Raw genomic sequence first — 16,817 nt, forward strand, 5'->3', positions numbered from 1 at the left:
CGGGTCGGTCGCGCCGGTGTCCGTGGGGCACACCGGCGCGGGGCTGCGGATGTCGTACGACTTCTCGCAGTCCACCGGCACCCGCACGGCGTACGCGATCCCGCCGCGGCCGATCGAGGTGCAGGGGCAACCGCTGGCCCTGGGCGCGTGGGTCCACGGGGGCGGTCGCGGCGAGTGGACGGCGTTCACCGTCACGGACGGCACGGGGCTCAGCCGGTCGCTCTACGGGCCGTACATCACCTGGACGGGGTGGCGCTACCTGGAGGTGCCGGTGCCGTCCGGTCTCGCGTTCCCCTTGCGGGTGAACAGGTTCTACACGATCGAGACCAAGGCGGACCGGCAGTACACCGGCGAGGTGCTGGTGGACGACATCGTCGCCAAGGTGCCGCCCGCGGTGGAGCTGCCGGTGGGGCAGGAGCCCGCGGACCGGTTCGTGGTGCAGGACGGCACCGTGGCCGACCGGCCGTGGCGGTTCGCCGTGATGTCCGACGCGCAGTTCGTGGCGCGTGCCCCGGACAGCGACCTGGTGCGCGCGGCCAGGCGGACGTTGCGCGAGGTCAAGGCGCAGCGGCCGGACTTCCTGGTGGTGAACGGCGACTTCGTGGACGAGGCGTCGCCCGCGGACCTGGCGCTGGCGCACCGGGTGCTGACCGAGGAGCTGGGCGACGAGCTGCCCTGGTACTACGTGCCGGGCAACCACGAGATCATGGGGCCGGGCACGATCGACAACTTCCGGCGCGAGTTCGGGGCGACCAACCGGGTCTTCGACCACAAGGGCACCCGGTTCGTGCTGCTGGACTCGTCGACCGGCACGGTGCGCGGCGGCGGGTTCGACCAGGCCGTGATGCTGCGCGACGCGTTGCGCGACCACGGGAGCGTGCAGTCGGTCGTGGTGGTGGAGCACCACCCGCCGCGCGACCCGACGCCGACCAGGGCCAGCCGGCTGTCCGACCGGCTGGAGGCCGACGCGGTCGAGGACTGGCTGGCCGAGTTCCGGCGCACGACCGGCAAGGGGGCGGCGTTCATCGGTGCGCACGTGGGGCTGTTCCACGCGTCGCGGGTCGACGGCGTGCCGTACCTGGTCAACGGCAACTCGGGCAAGGCCCCGGCGGGTGAGGCGGGCCGCGGCGGCTTCACCGGCTGGACGATGCTGGGCGTGGACCCCCGTGCGGGTGACGACTGGCTGGCCGCCGAGATCCGTCCCCACGTGGACGACCTCACCGTGCAGGTGCCCGCGACGGTCCGGGTGGGCTCCCCGGTCACCGTGACGGCCACCCTCACCCAGGGCTCCCGGCAGGTCCCGGTCGCCTACCCGGTCTCGATGGACTGGTCCGCGTCCCCGGACGTGCACATCGGTCCGGCCTCCGGCCTGCGCCCGTGGCACGTCGCGTGGCTGGACCCGGCGACCGGCACCCTGACGGCCCTGCGCCCCGGCCACCCCACCCTGACCCTGACCGTCAACGGCACCACCCGGCACACCACCCTGACCACCACCCTCCTCTAACCCCGAAGCGCGAGAGTCCTACCTCCACGTCGCGAGAGTCCTACGTCCACGCACCCCGAGTTCAACGCTCAGAGCAGGCGACCCGTGCGCTGAGCGTTGAACTCAGGTGCTGTGAACGTAGGACTCTCGGCGCGCGAACGTAGGACTCTCGGCGCGCGAACGTAGGACTCTCGGCGCGCGAAGGTAGGACTCTCGGGTCAGAAGGGGGTGTTGGTGGTGGCGCGTTCGCGCAGGGAGGTCGGTGGGCGGAAGCGCTCGCCGTAGGTGTCGGCCAGGTAGTCCGCCCGCTCCACGAACCCGGTCAGCCCGTAGGAGTTGACGAACTGGACGGTGCCACCGCTCCACGGCGCGAACCCGAACCCGAACACGCTGCCCACGTTCGCGTCACCGATCGACGTCAGCACGCCCTCGTCCAGGCACCGCACCGTCTCCAGCGACTGGATGAACAGCAACCGGTCCTCGACGTCCTGCTCCGTCACGCCCGCGTCGGCCCGCGCGTACCGCGCCAGCCCCGGCCACAGGAACTTCCGGCCGCCCTCCGGGTACTCGTAGAACCCGGCGCCGCCGGACTTGCCCGTGCGACCCTCCGCGACCAGCTCCTCCAGCACCTTGAACGCCGGGTGGTCGCCCAGCGCCCCCGCCACCGCCGGGTCGTCGGCCAACGTCTGGTCCCGGATCTTCAGCTGCAGCGTCAACGTCACCTCGTCGGACACCGCCAGCGGCCCCACGGCCATGCCCGCCCGCCGGGCCACGTTCTCGATCAACGCGGGCGACACGCCCTCCGCGACCATCGACACGGCCTCGGTCACGTACGTGCCGAACGTCCGGGACGTGTAGAAGCCGCGGCTGTCGTTGACCACGATCGGCGTCTTGCCGATCTGCAGCACGTAGTCGAACGCCCGCGCCAGCGTCTCGTCCGACGTCTTCTCGCCGCGGATGATCTCCACCAGCCGCATCTTCGGCACCGGCGAGAAGAAGTGCAGCCCGATGAACCGACCGGGGTCGCCCACCGCGGACGCCAGCCCGGTGATCGGCAGGGTGGACGTGTTCGACGCGATCACCGCGTCCGGCAGCGCCGCCGCCTCGGCCGCGGGCAGCACCTTGTTCTTCAGCTCGCGGTTCTCGAACACCGCCTCGATGACGAGGTCGCAGCCCGCCAGGTCGGCGTCGGAGTCGGTCGGCGTGATGCCCGGCGTGTCACCGGCGCCGCGCCGCGCGGCCTCCAGCGTCACGTCCTTGAGCACCACCTCGATGCCGGCCTTCGCGCTGACCTCCGCGATGCCCGCGCCCATCATGCCCGCGCCGAGCACGCCGACCTTCGTCACCTTCGACCGCTCGACGCCCGACGGCCGCGACCCGCCGCCGTTGATCTCGTTCAGCTGGAACCAGAACGTGTTGATCATGTTCTTCGAGACCTGGCCGGCGGCCAGCTCCACGAAGTACCGCGCCTCGATCCGCAACGCGGTGTCGAAGTCCACCAGCGCGCCCTCGACGGCGGCGGCCAGGACCTTCTCCGGCGCCGGGTACACGCCGTGCGTCTTCTTCCGCAGCACGGCGGGAGCGGCGGCGAGCAGCCCGTACAGGTTCGGATCGCCCACCCGCACGTCGGGCACGACGTAGCCGGGCTCGTCCCACGGCTGCTTCGGCGCCGGGTTCGCCTTGATCCACGCCCGCGCCTTGGCGACCAGCTCCTCGCGCGACGACGCCAGCTCGTGCACGATCCCGGCCTGCAACGCCCGCGCCGGGCGCAGCTGCTTGCCCTCCATCAGCAGCGGCAACGCCGGCTGCACGCCCAGCAGCCGCACCATCCGGGTCACGCCGCCACCGCCGGGCAGCAGGCCCAGCGTCGCCTCGGGCAGGCCGAGCTTGATCCGGTCGTCGTCCAGCGCGACCCGGTGGTGGCAGGCCAGCGCGATCTCCAGGCCGCCGCCCAGCGCGCTGCCGTTGATCGCCGCGACCACCGGCTTGCCCAGCAGCTCCAGCCGCCGCAGCTGGGCCTTGATCTCCTCCAGGAACCCGAGCGCCTCGGCCGCGTTCTCCGGGGTGATCTTCACCAGCACGTTCAGGTCGCCCCCGGCGAAGAACGTCTTCTTGGCCGACGTCAGCACCACGCCGGTGATGTCGTCGCGCGAAGCCTCCAGGCGGGTGACCGCCTCGCCCATGGCCTCGTGGTACTCGGCGTTCATCACGTTCGCCGAGCCGGACATGTCCATCGTGAGGGTGACGATCCCCTCGTCGTCCCGCTCGAAGTGGATAGCCATCAGACCCTCTCGATGATCGTCGCGATGCCCATGCCGCCGCCCACGCACAGCGTGGCCAGACCCCGCCGCAGGTCCCGGCGCTCCAGCTCGTCGAGCAGGGTGCCGAGGATCATGCAGCCGGTCGCGCCGAGGGGGTGGCCCATCGCGATCGCGCCGCCGTTGACGTTGACCTTGTCGTCGGGCAGGTCCAGCTCCCGCTGGAACTTCAGCACCACCGACGAGAACGCCTCGTTGATCTCGAACAGGTCGATGTCCTCGACGGTCAGCCGGGCCTTGTCCAACGCCTTGCGCGCGGCCGGCGCGGGACCGGTCAGCATGATCGTGGGCTCGCTGCCGACGACCGCGGTCGCGATGATCCGCGCGCGGGGCGTCAGGCCGAGCTCGCGGCCGGTGCGGGCGTTGCCGATCAGCATCGCCGCCGCGCCGTCCACGATCTGCGACGAGTTGCCCGGGGTGTGGACGTGGTCGATGCGCTCCACCGTCGGGTACCGGTCGATGGCCACCGCGTCGAAGCCCAGGTCGCCGTGGAACGCGAAGCTCGGCTTGAGGTTGCCCAGGGCCTCCAGCGTCGTCTCCGGGCGGATCGCCTCGTCGTGGTCGAGCACGACCGAGCCGTTCTGGTCGACCACGGCCACCAGCGACCGGTCGAAGTAGCCCTTGTCGCGCGCCAGCGTGGCCCGCTGCTGCGAGCGCAGCGCGTAGGCGTCCACGTCCTCGCGGCTGAACCCCTCCAGCGTGGCGATGAGGTCCGCGCTCACGCCCTGCGGCACGAAGTTGGTCGCCATGTTGGTCTCCGGGTCGGCCATCCACGCGCCGCCGTCCGAGCCCATCGGCACCCGCGACATCGACTCGACGCCGCCCGCCACCACCAGGTCCTCGAACCCGGACGCCACCTTGGCCGCGGCCAGGTTCACCGACTCCAGGCCCGACGCGCAGAACCGGTTGAGCTGCACGCCGGCGGGACACAGGTCCCACCCGGCCGCCAGCACCGCCGTGCGGGCGATGTCCGCGCCCTGCTCACCGACCGGTGACACGACCCCGAACACCACGTCGTCCACCACCGACGTGTCCAGGTCGTTGCGCCGCGCCAGCGCCGCGAGCACCCCGGAGGCGAGGGTGATCGGCTTGACGCTGTGCAGCGAACCGCGCTTTCCCCTGCCACGCGGTGTGCGCACCGCGTCGAAGATCAAGGCTTCGCTCATGTACTCAACGGTAGGCACCGCGCCGCGATCTGCCCATGACCGCGCGAGGTGACTTATTAGCTCAGCACCTTGTCCATGATCTCGCCGTCGCCGGCGAAGCCCAGGCGGACGTAGAGCCGCCGTGCCGGCTCGTTGCCCCGGAACACCCGCAGCTGCACCCGCGCCCACCCCTCCTCCCGGGCCCACGCCACCACGTCGGCCACCAGCGCCTCCCCGACGCCCTGCCGGCGGAACTCCGGCTTCACCCACATGGAATAGAGGTAGAGCACGTCCGGGTGAACCTCGTGCGGCACACCGGCGACGAGCCCGACCGGTCCGGACTCCTCGGCCACCACCTTCACCCCGTGGTCCGACCCGAGCAGCTCCCGCCACCGCGCCTCGTCGAACCGGCTCTCCAGGGCGAGCGTCGACCCGAAGGCCTCGGGATCGCTGCTCAACGCGGTCAGCCGGATGTCACGCCACGTCGCCCAGTCCGCGGGCCCGAGCCGCCGAAGTCGCATGCCCCCAGTCTTCCGCAGACATCCTGACATTTGCGCTCACGAACTGCGGCCACCCTGGGGTGCTGCGGTCATGGCGGTGGGATCCGGTCGGTGGGAACGTCGACACCATGCCTACTCGCCGTTCCGCATGGATGACCGGGGACCTGGACCAGCTGCGCGAGCTGGCCCGCACGTTCTTCGCGAAGGAGGTCGTCCCGCACCAGGAGCGCTGGGCCGAGCAGAAGCAGGTGGACCGGGGCTTCTGGAACAAGGCCGGTGAGCTGGGCCTGCTGTGCCTGTCGATCCCCGAGGAGTACGGCGGTGGCGGCGGCACGTTCGCGCACGAGGCCGTGCTGCTGGAGGAGCAGGCGTGGTGCGGCGACAGCTCGTGGGGCAACAGCGTGCACAGCGGGATCGTCGCCCACTACATCAACTCCTACGGCACGGACGAGCAGAAGCGGCGCTGGCTGCCGGGGATGGCGTCCGGCGAGTACGTCGGCGCGATCGCCATGTCCGAGCCCGGCGGCGGCTCCGACCTGCAGAACATCAAGACCCGGGCGCTGCGGGACGGTGACGAGTACGTCCTGTCGGGCTCGAAGACGTTCATCACCAACGGCGTGCAGGCCGACCTGGTGATCGTCGTCGCCAAGACCGACCCGAGCCAGGGCGCGACCGGCATCTCCCTGCTGGTCGTGGAGACCGCGCAGGCGCCGGGGTTCCGCCGCGGCCGGGTGCTGGACAAGGTCGGGATGAAGGGCCAGGACACCGCCGAGCTGTTCTTCGACGACGTCCGCGTGCCCGCGGCGAACCTGCTCGGCACCGGCGAGGGCCAGGGGTTCATCCAGTTGATGCAGCAGCTGCCGCAGGAACGGCTGATCATCGCGGTGGCGTCGGTGGCGGGCATCGAGGCGGCGGTGGACCTCACCCTGGCCTACGTCAAGGACCGCACGGCGTTCGGCCGGGAGCTGATCAAGTTCCAGAACACCCGGTTCAAGCTGGCCGAGTGCGCCACCGAGGCGCGCGTGACCAGGGCGTTCGTCGACCAGTGCGTGCAGGACCACCTGGAGGGCCGGCTGGACGTGCCCACCGCGGCCATGGCCAAGTGGTGGTCCACCGAACGGCTCTGCCAGGTGGTCGACGAGTGCGTGCAGCTGTTCGGCGGCTACGGCTACATGACGGAGTACCCGATCGCGCGCGCGTGGGCGGACGCGCGCGTGCAGAAGATCTACGGGGGCACGAACGAGATCATGAAGGAAATCATCGCGAGGTCCCTCTAGTGCCGGGGCCGCTGGAGGGGCTGAAGGTCGTCGAGCTGGCCGGGCTCGCGCCGGGGCCGTTCGGCTGCATGGTGCTGGCCGACCTGGGCGCGTCGGTGGTCCGGGTGGACCGGGTAGGTGGCACGCCCGGTTCGACCAGCGCAGGGGTGCCGCTGCTGGGGCGCGGGCGGCGGTCGATCGGCGTGGACGTGCGCCGACCCGAGGGCGCCGAGCTGGTGCTCCGGCTGGTCGCGGAGTCGGACGTGCTGGTCGAGGGCTACCGGCCGGGCGTGGTGGAGCGGCTGGGCATCGGCCCGGCGCAGTGCCTGGCCCGCAACCCGCGGCTGGTCTACGGGCGGATGACCGGGTGGGGCCAGGACGGGCCGCTGGCCGACCGCGCCGGGCACGACATCAACTACATCGCGGTGGCGGGCGCGCTGGAGCCGATCGGCCGGGCGGGTGCGCCGCCGACCGTGCCGCTCAACCTCATCGGTGACTTCGGCGGCGGCGGGCTGCTGCTGGCGATGGGCGTGCTGGCGGCGCTCTACGAGCGGGAGCGGTCCGGGCGCGGGCAGGTGGTGGACGCGGCCATGGTCGACGGCGCCGCGCTGCTGACGACGTTCGTGCACGGGATGTCGTCGATGGGCGCCTGGCCCGGCGGCCGCGGGGAGAACCTGCTGGACGGCGGTGCGCCGTTCTACGACGTCTACGAGGCGGCGGACGGCCGGTTCGTCAGCGTCGGGGCGCTGGAGGAGAAGTTCTACGACGAGCTGCTCGCGGTGCTCGGGCTGGCCGACGCCGGGCTGCCGGGGCGGCACGACCCGGCCAACTGGCCGGAGCTGCGGTCCCGCATCGCCGCGGCGGTCGCCACCCGGACGAGGGACGAGTGGGCGGCGCTGGCCGAGGGGACCGACGCGTGCCTCGCGCCCGTGCTGGCACCGGGCGAGGCGCCCGCGCACGTGCACAACGCGCGGCGGGGGACGTTCGTCGAGGTGGGCGGGGTGGCGCAGCCGGCGCCCGCGCCCCGGTTCGGTCGGACTCCCGCCGGGACACCGGGCCCGCCGCCCGCGGTGGGGGAGCACACGGCCGAGGTGCTGGCCGAGCTGGGACTGGGGCCGGACGAGGTGGCCGGGCTGCGGCGGGCCGGGGTGGTCGGCTGAGCCGTCGCGCCCCGCGTGATCCGCCTCGCGTCGACGGGCCCAGGTGGACAGGGCCGGGTGGACGGGGCCGGGCGAACGGGGACCGGGTGCACCGGCTCGGGTGAACTTCGGGTGAACCGGCTGGGTGTGAACGGGCCCGCGCGTGATCGAAAAGAGGGCGCGAGAAATCACCTGATGGGGTACTGGAAATGAGTGGCGGCCGACATCGGCCTTTGTCACGCTCGGTGCGTGCTCCGGCGCAATCAGGTGATGGGCTGTGAAGGATGACGGTGTCGCTGCACCTCGGTGTCCGTGCCAGGGGGGTGGGCGAGTGCCCGTACCTTGGTGATCGGCGGGACCGCAGGTCCCCTTGATCGTCCGATCGGGTGACAGCAGGCAGGGTTCAAGCATGTCTGCGTGGCCGATCCTGCGACCGGTCGAGCGATGGCGGCGGGTTCGATCGTCATCGTCCGGGTGAATGGGGGACCATGACGGTCGACACGACCGGAGCGGCGCTCGGCCGCCCTGCCCAGTGACACGGACGGAGACCGATCAGTGAACGTCAAGAAGGTGGTGACACTGGCGGCGGTCGCGCTGGTGCTGTTCCTCCTGATCACCCGGCCGAACGAGTCCGCCGAGGCGGTGCGGACCGCGCTCGGGTGGCTGCAGTCCGGCGCGGAGTCGATCATCACCTTCGTCCGCAGCCTCTTCGGCTAGGGGCGCCGGGCCGACCCCGCCGAACTCCGCTCAATGCGGTCACGAGGGGTGACCATGCACCCTGGCGGTTGCACCGTACGGGTGGAATGAGGGCTATAACGCCCTGGTAACAGGGTTTTGGACAAACCAGGGTCTAGCGGTTGTCGTTAGCCGCTAATACGGTGCGTCGCATTGGCTGATCTTCGACCGATGAGGAGGCAGAATGGTCGAGGACTCCGGAGTCGACGAGCTGTTGCGGCAGTGGGCGGCTGAGCGCTCGGACGACGCCGAGCTGCAGGAGGTGAACCGGATCAAGGACGCGTGGCTCGCGGAAGCCCCGCCGTCCGCGCCGGGGATCCCGGTGCAGCGGGCGAATGGCGGTCCCCGCGGCCTGGTGAAGGTCGAGTCCGCGGATCCGGCGTACGTGACGGCGATGCGGAAGCGGGCGCCCGAGGTGCCCGAGGTCCTGCTCGCGGCCGCCGCCAGCTACTGGCAGCTGGTGGGCGACCTGTCCGAGGCGGAGCTGTGGTGGGACGCGGGCATCAGCCCGTTGGACCAGCGCGCTCTGGACTACCGGGCGGCCGGGCTCACGCCCGCCGACCTCGGTCGTCGCCTCGGCCCGATGACGGTGCTCCAGCACCTGCGTCGGGGTAGCGCGGCGGCCTGGTGCGTGGCCAGGTTGCAGAGGCAACGCCGGGACGGCGTGGCCTAGGTCCGACGAAGTCGGGGCGGGCTCCTGCGGTCGAGGAGCCCACGCCTTGAGGGGCGGGCTCCTGCGCGGGGAGCCCCAGCCCGCGGGAACGCACGAAGTACTCTTGAGCCGTGCGACGCCTCATCACCCCCAAGCGGCTGGCCGTCGCGGCCCTCTGCGTGGCGTCGCTGGTCGTGTGCTGCGGCCTGGCCTACTGGCAGTGGGAGCGCTTCTCCGAGGCCGGTGGCACGTTCCAGAACCTCGGTTACGTCTTCCAGTGGCCGCTGTTCGGCCTCTTCCCCGCGTTCGTGGTGTGGCGCATGGTCAGGCTGGAGTCGCGCCGCAAGGCCGAGGCCGCCACGTCCGGGACCGCGCCGCACGCCGCCCCCGACGCTCCACCGCACGCCGCTCCCGAGCCTGCGCCGCACGTCGCAACCGACGTTGCGCCGCACGCCGCTCCCGGTGCCGACGAGGTCGCCCCGGAGCCGGTGGCCGTGCCGTCGCAGCCGGTCGTTACCGTTGAGCCCGTCAGAGCACCCGCGGCGGACGACGAGGACGAGGAGCTGGCGGCCTACAACCGCATGCTCGCCGCCCTCCACGCGCGGGACCAGCGGTGAAGCGAAGGTAGGGCGATGAGCGGCGCGTTGAGCAGGTTCCGGTTCATGGCTTACGTGGTCGGTGTCGGCCTCCTGCTGCTCGTGGTCGCCATGATCGCCAAGTACGCGGGCGGCAACGCGGGCATGGTGCGGGTCGTCGGCCCGGTGCACGGCTTCCTCTACGCGGTCTACCTGGTGCTCACCGTCGACCTCGCGCTCAAGGCCCGCTGGTCGATCAAGGGGACCGTCCTGGTGCTGCTCGCGGGCACGATCCCGTTCGTGTCGTTCTACGCCGAGCGCAAGGTGGTCGAGAGCGTCCGGGCCGAGAAGGGCCTGTGACCGGGGTTGACCCCGCCCGCCGGGCACCCCTAGCGTCTGGCGGTACCAACTGAACACGGCCGTCGATGTCGCGCGGGAGAGTCCCCGATCGGGGCGCCGAAGGAGCAACTCCTCCCCGGAATCTCTCAGGCACAGCTACCGCGCGACGAAGGCAACTCTGGAAAGCAGGCGTGCCCGGTGCGCCTCGCCCACGGTGCAAGCCGCCCTCACCCGGTGGCGAAGCTCTCAGGCTCATGACAGAGGGGGAGGCTCTCTCGACGAGGAGTCTCCGGTGGACCGTGTCATCCTTCACCCGTGTAGTTCCCGGACTGGCCAGCGCCCGCCGACCCGACCGGTCGGCCCCGCCGCCACGTCCGCACCCAGGGAGGACCCCGCCTGATGGAAAGCCGCCGCACGCCCCTGCACGCCGAGCACGAGGCGCTGGGGGCCATGTTCACCGACTTCGCGGGCTGGCGGATGCCGCTGCGCTACGACAGCGAGCTGGCCGAGCACCACGCGGTGCGCACGTCGGCGGGCCTGTTCGACCTGACCCACATGGGTGAGATCGTGCTCACCGGCCCGGAGGCGGGCGCCGCGCTCGACCACGCCCTCGTCGGCCACGCGTCCGCGATCGGCGTCGGCCGCGCCCGCTACACGATGATCTGCGAGGCAGACGGCGGCGTCATCGACGACCTGATCGTGTACCGCCTCGACCCCGCCGCGCCCTCCGCTGGGGAACGCACGTCGGCCGATTCCAACGCGCCCTCCGCTGGGGAACGCACGTCGGCCGATTCCAATGCGCCCTCCGCTGGGGAACGCACGTCGGCCGGCGACGCCGAGTACCTGGTCGTCGCGAACGCCTCCAACGCCGCCGTGGTGCACGAGGCGCTGGTCGAGCGGGCCAAGGGCTTCGACACCTCGGTCGAGGACAGGTCCACCGACTACGCGCTGCTCGCCGTGCAGGGCCCGAAGGCCACCGCGATCCTCGCCGGCCTCACGCCCACCGACCTCGGCACCGTGAAGTACTACGCCTCCTACCCGACCGAGGTGGCGGGCAAGCCGGTGCTGCTGGCCCGCACCGGCTACACCGGCGAGGACGGCTTCGAGCTGTTCGTCGCGCCGGACGACGCCGCGCACGTCTGGCAGGCGCTGCTGGAGGCGGGCCGGCCGCACGACCTCAGGCCCGCGGGTCTCGGCTGCCGCGACACGCTCCGGCTGGAGGCGGGCATGCCGCTGTACGGCAACGAGCTGGGCCGCGACCGCACGCCGTTCCACGCGAACCTCGGCCGGGTGGTGAAGCTCGACAAGCCGGGCGACTTCGTCGGCCGCGACGCGCTGGCCGCCACCGCCGAGCAGGGCGTGGACCAGGTCCTGGTCGGCCTCAAGACCACCTCCCGCCGCGCGCCCCGGCACGGGTACCCGGTGCTGGACGCGGCGGGCGAGCGGATCGGTGAGGTGACCAGCGGCGCGTTGTCACCGACCCTCGGGTACTCGGTGGCGATGGCGTACGTCGCCGTCGGCAGCACCGAGCCCGGCACCGCGCTGTCGGTGGACGTCCGGGGCAAGCACGAGCCGGTCGAAGTCGTCGCACTGCCCTTCTACAAGCGAACCAGCTAAGGGAGAGACCCACACATGTCCGAGCACTTCAACACCTCCCTCGCGGAGTTCGACCCCGAGGTCGCGGACGCCGTCGCCGCCGAGCTGCACCGGCAGCAGAGCACGCTGGAGATGATCGCCTCGGAGAACTTCACGCCGGTGTCGGTGCTCCAGGCGCAGGGCTCGGTGCTGACGAACAAGTACGCCGAGGGCTACCCCGGCCGGCGCTACTACGGCGGCTGCGAGAACGTCGACGTCATCGAGCGGCTGGCGATCGAGCGGGTCAAGGCGCTGTTCGGCGCGGGCTTCGCCAACGTGCAGCCGCACTCGGGCGCGCAGGCCAACGCGTGCGCGATGTTCGCCCTGCTCCAGCCGGGCGACACGATCCTGGGCCTCGACCTCGCGCACGGCGGCCACCTCACCCACGGCATGCGGATCAACTTCTCCGGCAAGCTCTACAACGTGGTGCCCTACCACGTGTCGGAGTCCGACGGCCGGGTCGACATGGCCGAGGTCGAGCGGCTCGCGGTCGAGCACCGGCCGAAGCTGATCGTGGCCGGCTGGTCGGCCTACCCCCGTCAGCTCGACTTCGCGGAGTTCCGCCGGATCGCGGACGCCGTGGGCGCGTACCTGATGGTGGACATGGCGCACTTCGCCGGGCTGGTGGCGGCCGGGCTGCACCCGAGCCCGGTGCCGCACGCGCACGTCGTGACGACGACCACGCACAAGACGCTCGGCGGTCCGCGCGGCGGGGTGATCCTGACCAACGAGGCCGACCTGGCGAAGAAGATCAACTCGGCGGTGTTCCCCGGTCAGCAGGGCGGTCCGCTGGAGCACGTGATCGCGGGCAAGGCGGTGGCGTTCAAGCACGCCGCGTCGCCCGAGTTCGTCGACCGGCAGCGGCGCACGGTCGAGGGCGCGAAGATCCTCGCGGAGCGGCTGTCGCAGCCCGACGCGGCGCAGGCGGGTGTGAAGGTGCTCACCGGCGGCACGGACGTGCACCTCGTGCTGGTCGACCTGGTGGCGTCCGAACTGGACGGCAAGCAGGCCGAGGACCGGCTGCACGAGGTCGGGATCACGGTCAACCGCAACGCGGTGCCGAACGACCCGCGCCCGCCGATGGTGACCTCCGGCCTGCGCGTCGGCACGCCCGCGCTGGCCACGCGCGGGTTCGGCCCGGCGGACTTCACCGAGGTGGCGGACATCATCGCGGCGGCGCTGCAGCCGTCGCCGGACCTGGCGGAGCTGCGGTCGCGGGTCGAGGTGCTGGCCGCCAAGCACCCGCTGTACCCGACGCTGTGACGCAGGCGCCTGTGACGCGAGCGACTGTGACGCGAGCGCCTGTGACGGACGCGCCTGTGAAGGGCGCCACGAAATAGGCGTGGCCCACCGGAGGTTGTCCCGAACGCCACACGCGTACGGGACAACCGAAAGAGGCACCATGACCGCGACACTGGACACGTTGGCGTTGCCGACCGAGGCGCAGGACCTGCTGTTCCGCGAGGCCCGGACGGCGAACGCGTTCACCGACGAGCCGGTGACCGACGAGCAGCTCCGCGACGTCTACGACCTCGTCAAGTGGGGCCCGACGGCGATGAACAGCCAGCCGCTGCGCGTGCTGTTCGTGCGCGGCCAGGAGGCCAAGGCCCGCCTCGCCCCGCACATGGCGGAGGGCAACCGGGCCAAGACGCTCGCCGCACCGGTGACCGCCGTCCTGACCGCCGACACCGACTTCCACGAGCACCTGGGTCGGACGTTCCCGCACTACCCGGGCGCCAAGGCGGCGTTCGCGGACGACGCCCGGCGTGCCGAGGCGGCGAAGACCAGCGCGCTGCTGCAGGTCGGCTACTTCATCGTCGGCGTGCGCGCGGCCGGTCTCGCCGCGGGCCCGATGAGCGGCTTCGACGCCGAGGGCGTGCGCGACGAGTTCTTCGCGGACACCGCCGAGCTGCCCCTGGTGATCGTGAACATCGGCCACCCGGACCACTCCGGCACCCACCCGCGCAACCCGCGCCTGGACTACGCCGACGTCGTCCGCACCGTCTGACGGCCCGCCGCCGGTCCGACCGGCCCGCCGGGCCCGTCGTCCCCGCGCTGTCCGGCTGCACAACGCCCAAACCCCCCGGCCAACCCCAGGCCGGGGGATCAGGGCGTTCCACAGTGGACAACGGCTAGGCGGCGGGCGCGGTCACCCCCGGGGGCAGGCACTCCACGTTGCGCTTGCCGTTGGGCTGCACCACGAACCAGGTGCCGCCGACACCCTGGCCCTGCCACTTGCCCGGCGCCTCGTCCTTCGAGTACGTGTACAGCGGCCACCCGGCCAGGGTCACCTGCTCGGTCCCGTCCGAGCGCTTCACCGTCGACACGAGCGCGGGGTCCACGCCTTGCAGCTGCGGCGTCCCGTCGGACAGCACCGGGGGCCACGTCTCGGCGCACTGACCCTCGCAGTTGGACTTCGCCGGCTTCGGCGTGTCCTTGTCGAACCGGTACAGCGTGCGACCGTCGCCGTCCTGCACGACCTCGCCCATCTTCGGCACGGTCTTGCCCACCAGGGTGACCTGCGGGCCGGACGGCGCGGGCGCGGCCTGACCGTCCGGCGCGTCCACGGCGGGCGCGTCGGCGGCTGCGGCCTCTTCGCTGGTCGGAGGGGCCAAGGGCGCCTGCACGTCGCCGTAGTCGCCCGGGGCCGCGGCACCCACCTGCTCGGTCTGCGCGACCGTCCTGCCCTGCAGGCCGGTGGCGTTGGAAGTCCACATGACAAGCGCGAGCACGGCTGCCATGCCGCCCGCGACGGCGACGGCGATGCGGTTTCGTCGGATCACACTCACTCCTCCTTGGTCCGTCAATCGCTCCACCGACGACTACGGCCCTCCCCCCGGTGCGGTTCAGCGCAGCCGAAGACGTGAACCAAGACAGGGGTCGCCGTAGGGTGGCCCGGTGGGCAACGAGATCTCCTTCCCGCGCCAGCAGGCGCGCACCCAGCGGTTCACCCTCGGCGCACCGCGGAACTTCACCGTGGCGCCGGACGGCGCGAAGGTGTACTTCCTCCGCACCGCCACGGCCACGAGCCGGGCGAACGGCCTGTGGGCGTTCGACACCGCCACCCGCACCGAGACGCTGCTGGCCGACCCCGGCACCCTGCTGACCGACCCGGAGGACCTGTCCCCGGAGGAGCGGGCACGCCGCGAGCGCACCCGTGAGCAGGCCGCGGGCATCGTCGGCTACGCCACCGACGGCGCCGCGCGGCAGGCGGTGTTCACGTTGTCCGGCAGGCTGTTCGTGGTGGAGACGGCCACCGGAGCCGTCCGTGAGCTGCCGGTCGCCGGCGCGGCCATCGACCCGCGCCTCGACCCCACCGGGCGCAAGGTCGCCTACGTGGCCGGCGGCGTGCTGCACGTCGTCGACCTGGGCACCGGCGCGGACCGCGTCGTCGCGGAACCGGACGGGCCGGACGTCACCTGGGGCCTGGCGGAGTTCATCGCGGCCGAGGAGATGAGCCGCTACCGGGGTTACTGGTTCTCCCCGGACGGCGAGCGGGTGCTCGCGGCCCGCGTGGACAACGCGCCCGTGCCGCGCTGGCACATCGCGGACCCGGCCAACCCCGGCACGCCCGCCACCGAGATCGCCTACCCGGCCGCGGGCGAGGCCAACGCCGTCGTCGGGCTCGCCGTGCTCGGTGCCGGTCGCACCGACGTGACGTGGGACGCCGAGGCGTTCCCGTACCTGAACTCGGTGTCGTGGACGTCGCACGGCAAGCCGTTGCTCCAGGTCCAGTCGCGCGACCAGCGCCGGGTGCTCGTGCTGGCGGTGGACGTCGAGACCGGCGCCACCGAGGTGGTGGCCGACGACACCGACCCGCACTGGCTGGAGATCGTGCCGGGCACGCCGCGCTGGACGCCCGACGGCCACCTGCTGCGCGTGCGGCCGATCGGTGGCGCGAACCGGCTCGTGGTGGGCGACCGGCCGTGGACGCCGGACGGGTTCCAGGTCCGGGCGGTGCTCGACGTGGCCGAGGACGGCGTGCTGGTCACCGCGTCCACCGACGACCCGACGCAGACCCACGTGTACCTGGTGGCCGAGGGCGGCGTCACGCGCCTGTCCACTGAGGACGGTGTACACGGCGCGACGCGGGCCGGTGGCGTGCTGGTGCTGTCACGGTCCGCGATGGACCACTTCGGCGCCGAGGTGACCGTGTCGACCGGCGGCACGACCGGCACGATCGGCACGTTCGCGGAGACGCCCGTGCTGACGCCGGAGGTGCGGTTGCTGACCGTGGGGGAGCGCGACCTGAGGGCGGCGCTGCTGTTCCCGCGCGGCCACGTGCCGGGCACGAAGGTGCCGGTGCTGCTCGACCCGTACGGCGGTCCGCACGCGCAGCGGGTGGTGTCCGCGCGCAACGCCTACCTCACGTCGCAGTGGCTGGCCGACCAAGGCTTCGCGGTCCTCGTCGTGGACGGCCGCGGCACGCCCGGTCGTGGCCCGGAGTGGGAGCGGGAGATCGCGTCCGACTTCGCCGGCGCCACCCTCGAAGACCAGGTGGACGCCCTGCACGCGGTCGCGGCCGGCGAACCCGACCTCGACCTGACCAGGGTCGGCATCCGCGGCTGGTCGTACGGCGGCTACCTGGCCGCGCTGGCCGTCCTGCGCCGCCCGGACGTGTTCCACGCGGGCATCGCCGGCGCACCGGTCACCGACTGGCGGCTGTACGACACCCACTACACCGAGCGCTACCTCGGTCACCCGGCCGACGCGCCCGACGTCTACGACGCCAACTCGCTCATCTCCGACGCGCCGAAGCTGGAGCGCCCGCTGATGATCGTGCACGGCCTGGCGGACGACAACGTGGTGGCCGCGCACACCCTGCGCCTGTCGTCGGCGCTCCTGGCCGCGGGCCGTCCGCACACCGTGCTGCCGCTGTCGGGCGTGACCCACATGACCCCGCAGGAGCAGGTGGCCGAGAACCTCCTCCTGCTCCAGGTCGACTTCCTCCACCGCTCCCTCCGCTGACCCCACCCCCACAACCGCGCGTGTCCTACGTTCCGAACGCGCGTGTCCTACGTCCACAGACCCCCGACTACA

At 72.2% G+C, this 16,817-nt stretch carries 15 protein-coding genes and 2 riboswitches; of the genes, 11 read left to right on the top strand and 4 right to left on the bottom strand.

Annotated elements, in window-relative coordinates; all coding sequences use genetic code 11:
- Positions 1–1,504 (top strand): metallophosphoesterase (locus AB0G02_RS14345; protein ID WP_360793727.1); only part of this gene is annotated, 1,504 nt, incomplete at its 5' end.
- A gap of 197 nt (positions 1,505–1,701) precedes the next feature.
- Here the strand turns inward: AB0G02_RS14345 and AB0G02_RS14350 are convergent.
- The 3 genes from AB0G02_RS14350 to AB0G02_RS14360 are packed head-to-tail and all read right to left on the bottom strand — an operon-like array spanning position 1,702 to position 5,467.
- A complete protein-coding gene (locus AB0G02_RS14350; protein ID WP_360793729.1) occupies positions 1,702–3,765 on the bottom strand; it encodes a 3-hydroxyacyl-CoA dehydrogenase NAD-binding domain-containing protein in 2,064 nt (687 codons plus the stop codon).
- Complete coding sequence (locus tag AB0G02_RS14355; RefSeq protein WP_360793731.1) at positions 3,765–4,967, bottom strand: acetyl-CoA C-acetyltransferase; 1,203 nt, start codon at positions 4,965–4,967, stop codon at positions 3,765–3,767. Before AB0G02_RS14355 ends, AB0G02_RS14350 begins: the two co-directional genes overlap by 1 nt.
- A 56-nt stretch (positions 4,968–5,023) precedes the next feature.
- Complete coding sequence (locus AB0G02_RS14360) at positions 5,024–5,467, bottom strand: GNAT family N-acetyltransferase (protein ID WP_360793733.1); 444 nt, start codon at positions 5,465–5,467, stop codon at positions 5,024–5,026.
- A 107-nt stretch (positions 5,468–5,574) separates the two neighbouring features.
- On the opposite strand from AB0G02_RS14360, the gene AB0G02_RS14365 reads away from it, so the two are divergent.
- From AB0G02_RS14365 to AB0G02_RS14405, 9 genes are all read left to right on the top strand, one after another.
- Positions 5,575–6,723: an acyl-CoA dehydrogenase family protein gene (locus AB0G02_RS14365; RefSeq protein WP_360793735.1), complete on the top strand. Its 1,149-nt coding sequence runs from the start codon at positions 5,575–5,577 to the stop codon at positions 6,721–6,723.
- Positions 6,723–7,862: a CaiB/BaiF CoA-transferase family protein gene (locus tag AB0G02_RS14370; RefSeq protein WP_360793737.1), complete on the top strand. Its 1,140-nt coding sequence runs from the start codon at positions 6,723–6,725 to the stop codon at positions 7,860–7,862. The genes AB0G02_RS14365 and AB0G02_RS14370 overlap by 1 nt, the downstream gene beginning before the upstream one ends.
- Positions 7,863–8,396: 534 nt before the next feature.
- Positions 8,397–8,558, top strand: a complete 162-nt coding sequence (locus AB0G02_RS14375) for a hypothetical protein (protein ID WP_360793739.1) — start codon at positions 8,397–8,399, stop codon at positions 8,556–8,558.
- 202 nt (positions 8,559–8,760) lie between these two features.
- Positions 8,761–9,249 carry a helix-turn-helix transcriptional regulator gene (locus tag AB0G02_RS14380; RefSeq protein WP_360793741.1) on the top strand — a complete coding sequence of 163 codons (489 nt, stop codon included), beginning with the start codon at positions 8,761–8,763 and terminating at the stop codon, positions 9,247–9,249.
- A gap of 110 nt (positions 9,250–9,359) precedes the next feature.
- Positions 9,360–9,845, top strand: coding sequence for a hypothetical protein (locus AB0G02_RS14385; protein ID WP_360793743.1), 486 nt, complete (start codon positions 9,360–9,362; stop codon positions 9,843–9,845).
- A gap of 15 nt (positions 9,846–9,860) precedes the next feature.
- The gene (locus AB0G02_RS14390) at positions 9,861–10,163 is read left to right on the top strand and encodes a DUF3817 domain-containing protein (RefSeq protein ID WP_360793745.1); all 303 of its coding nucleotides are present in this window, start codon (positions 9,861–9,863) and stop codon (positions 10,161–10,163) included.
- Between the two features lie 63 nt (positions 10,164–10,226).
- Positions 10,227–10,314: riboswitch (glycine riboswitch) on the top strand.
- Positions 10,315–10,413: riboswitch (glycine riboswitch) on the top strand. It begins immediately after the preceding riboswitch.
- A 125-nt stretch (positions 10,414–10,538) separates the two neighbouring features.
- Entirely contained in the window at positions 10,539–11,759 is a 1,221-nt protein-coding gene (gcvT, locus tag AB0G02_RS14395) for a glycine cleavage system aminomethyltransferase GcvT (protein WP_360793754.1), read from the top strand.
- Positions 11,760–11,774: 15 nt separating this feature from the next.
- Positions 11,775–13,040 carry a serine hydroxymethyltransferase gene (gene glyA, locus AB0G02_RS14400; protein ID WP_360793747.1) on the top strand — a complete coding sequence of 422 codons (1,266 nt, stop codon included), beginning with the start codon at positions 11,775–11,777 and terminating at the stop codon, positions 13,038–13,040.
- 139 nt (positions 13,041–13,179) lie between these two features.
- The gene (locus AB0G02_RS14405) at positions 13,180–13,785 is read left to right on the top strand and encodes a malonic semialdehyde reductase (RefSeq protein WP_360793749.1); all 606 of its coding nucleotides are present in this window, start codon (positions 13,180–13,182) and stop codon (positions 13,783–13,785) included.
- 124 nt (positions 13,786–13,909) lie between these two features.
- Here the strand turns inward: AB0G02_RS14405 and AB0G02_RS14410 are convergent, their stop codons facing one another.
- A complete protein-coding gene (locus AB0G02_RS14410) occupies positions 13,910–14,560 on the bottom strand; it encodes a hypothetical protein (protein WP_360793751.1) in 651 nt (216 codons plus the stop codon).
- A gap of 115 nt (positions 14,561–14,675) precedes the next feature.
- Between AB0G02_RS14410 and AB0G02_RS14415 the strand changes: the two genes are divergently transcribed.
- A complete protein-coding gene (locus AB0G02_RS14415; RefSeq protein WP_360793753.1) occupies positions 14,676–16,745 on the top strand; it encodes a prolyl oligopeptidase family serine peptidase in 2,070 nt (689 codons plus the stop codon).
- The last annotated feature ends 72 nt before the right edge of the window (positions 16,746–16,817 follow it).

The sequence above is a fragment of the Actinosynnema sp. NPDC023658 genome, from assembly GCF_040639995.1.
Lineage (GTDB): Bacteria > Actinomycetota > Actinomycetes > Mycobacteriales > Pseudonocardiaceae > Actinosynnema.

What these genes read in the sequence shown, in the direction of transcription:
- AB0G02_RS14350 (WP_360793729.1), bottom strand. Translation starts at nt 3,765, where the DNA reads ATGGCTATCCACTTCGAGCGGGACGACGAGGGGATCGTCACCCTCACG.
- glyA (WP_360793747.1), top strand. Translation starts at nt 11,775, where the DNA reads ATGTCCGAGCACTTCAACACCTCCCTCGCGGAGTTCGACCCCGAGGTC.
- AB0G02_RS14380 (WP_360793741.1), top strand. Translation starts at nt 8,761, where the DNA reads ATGGTCGAGGACTCCGGAGTCGACGAGCTGTTGCGGCAGTGGGCGGCT.
- AB0G02_RS14405 (WP_360793749.1), top strand. Translation starts at nt 13,180, where the DNA reads ATGACCGCGACACTGGACACGTTGGCGTTGCCGACCGAGGCGCAGGAC.
- AB0G02_RS14355 (WP_360793731.1), bottom strand. Translation starts at nt 4,967, where the DNA reads ATGAGCGAAGCCTTGATCTTCGACGCGGTGCGCACACCGCGTGGCAGG.
- AB0G02_RS14390 (WP_360793745.1), top strand. Translation starts at nt 9,861, where the DNA reads ATGAGCGGCGCGTTGAGCAGGTTCCGGTTCATGGCTTACGTGGTCGGT.
- AB0G02_RS14360 (WP_360793733.1), bottom strand. Translation starts at nt 5,467, where the DNA reads ATGCGACTTCGGCGGCTCGGGCCCGCGGACTGGGCGACGTGGCGTGAC.
- AB0G02_RS14365 (WP_360793735.1), top strand. Translation starts at nt 5,575, where the DNA reads ATGCCTACTCGCCGTTCCGCATGGATGACCGGGGACCTGGACCAGCTG.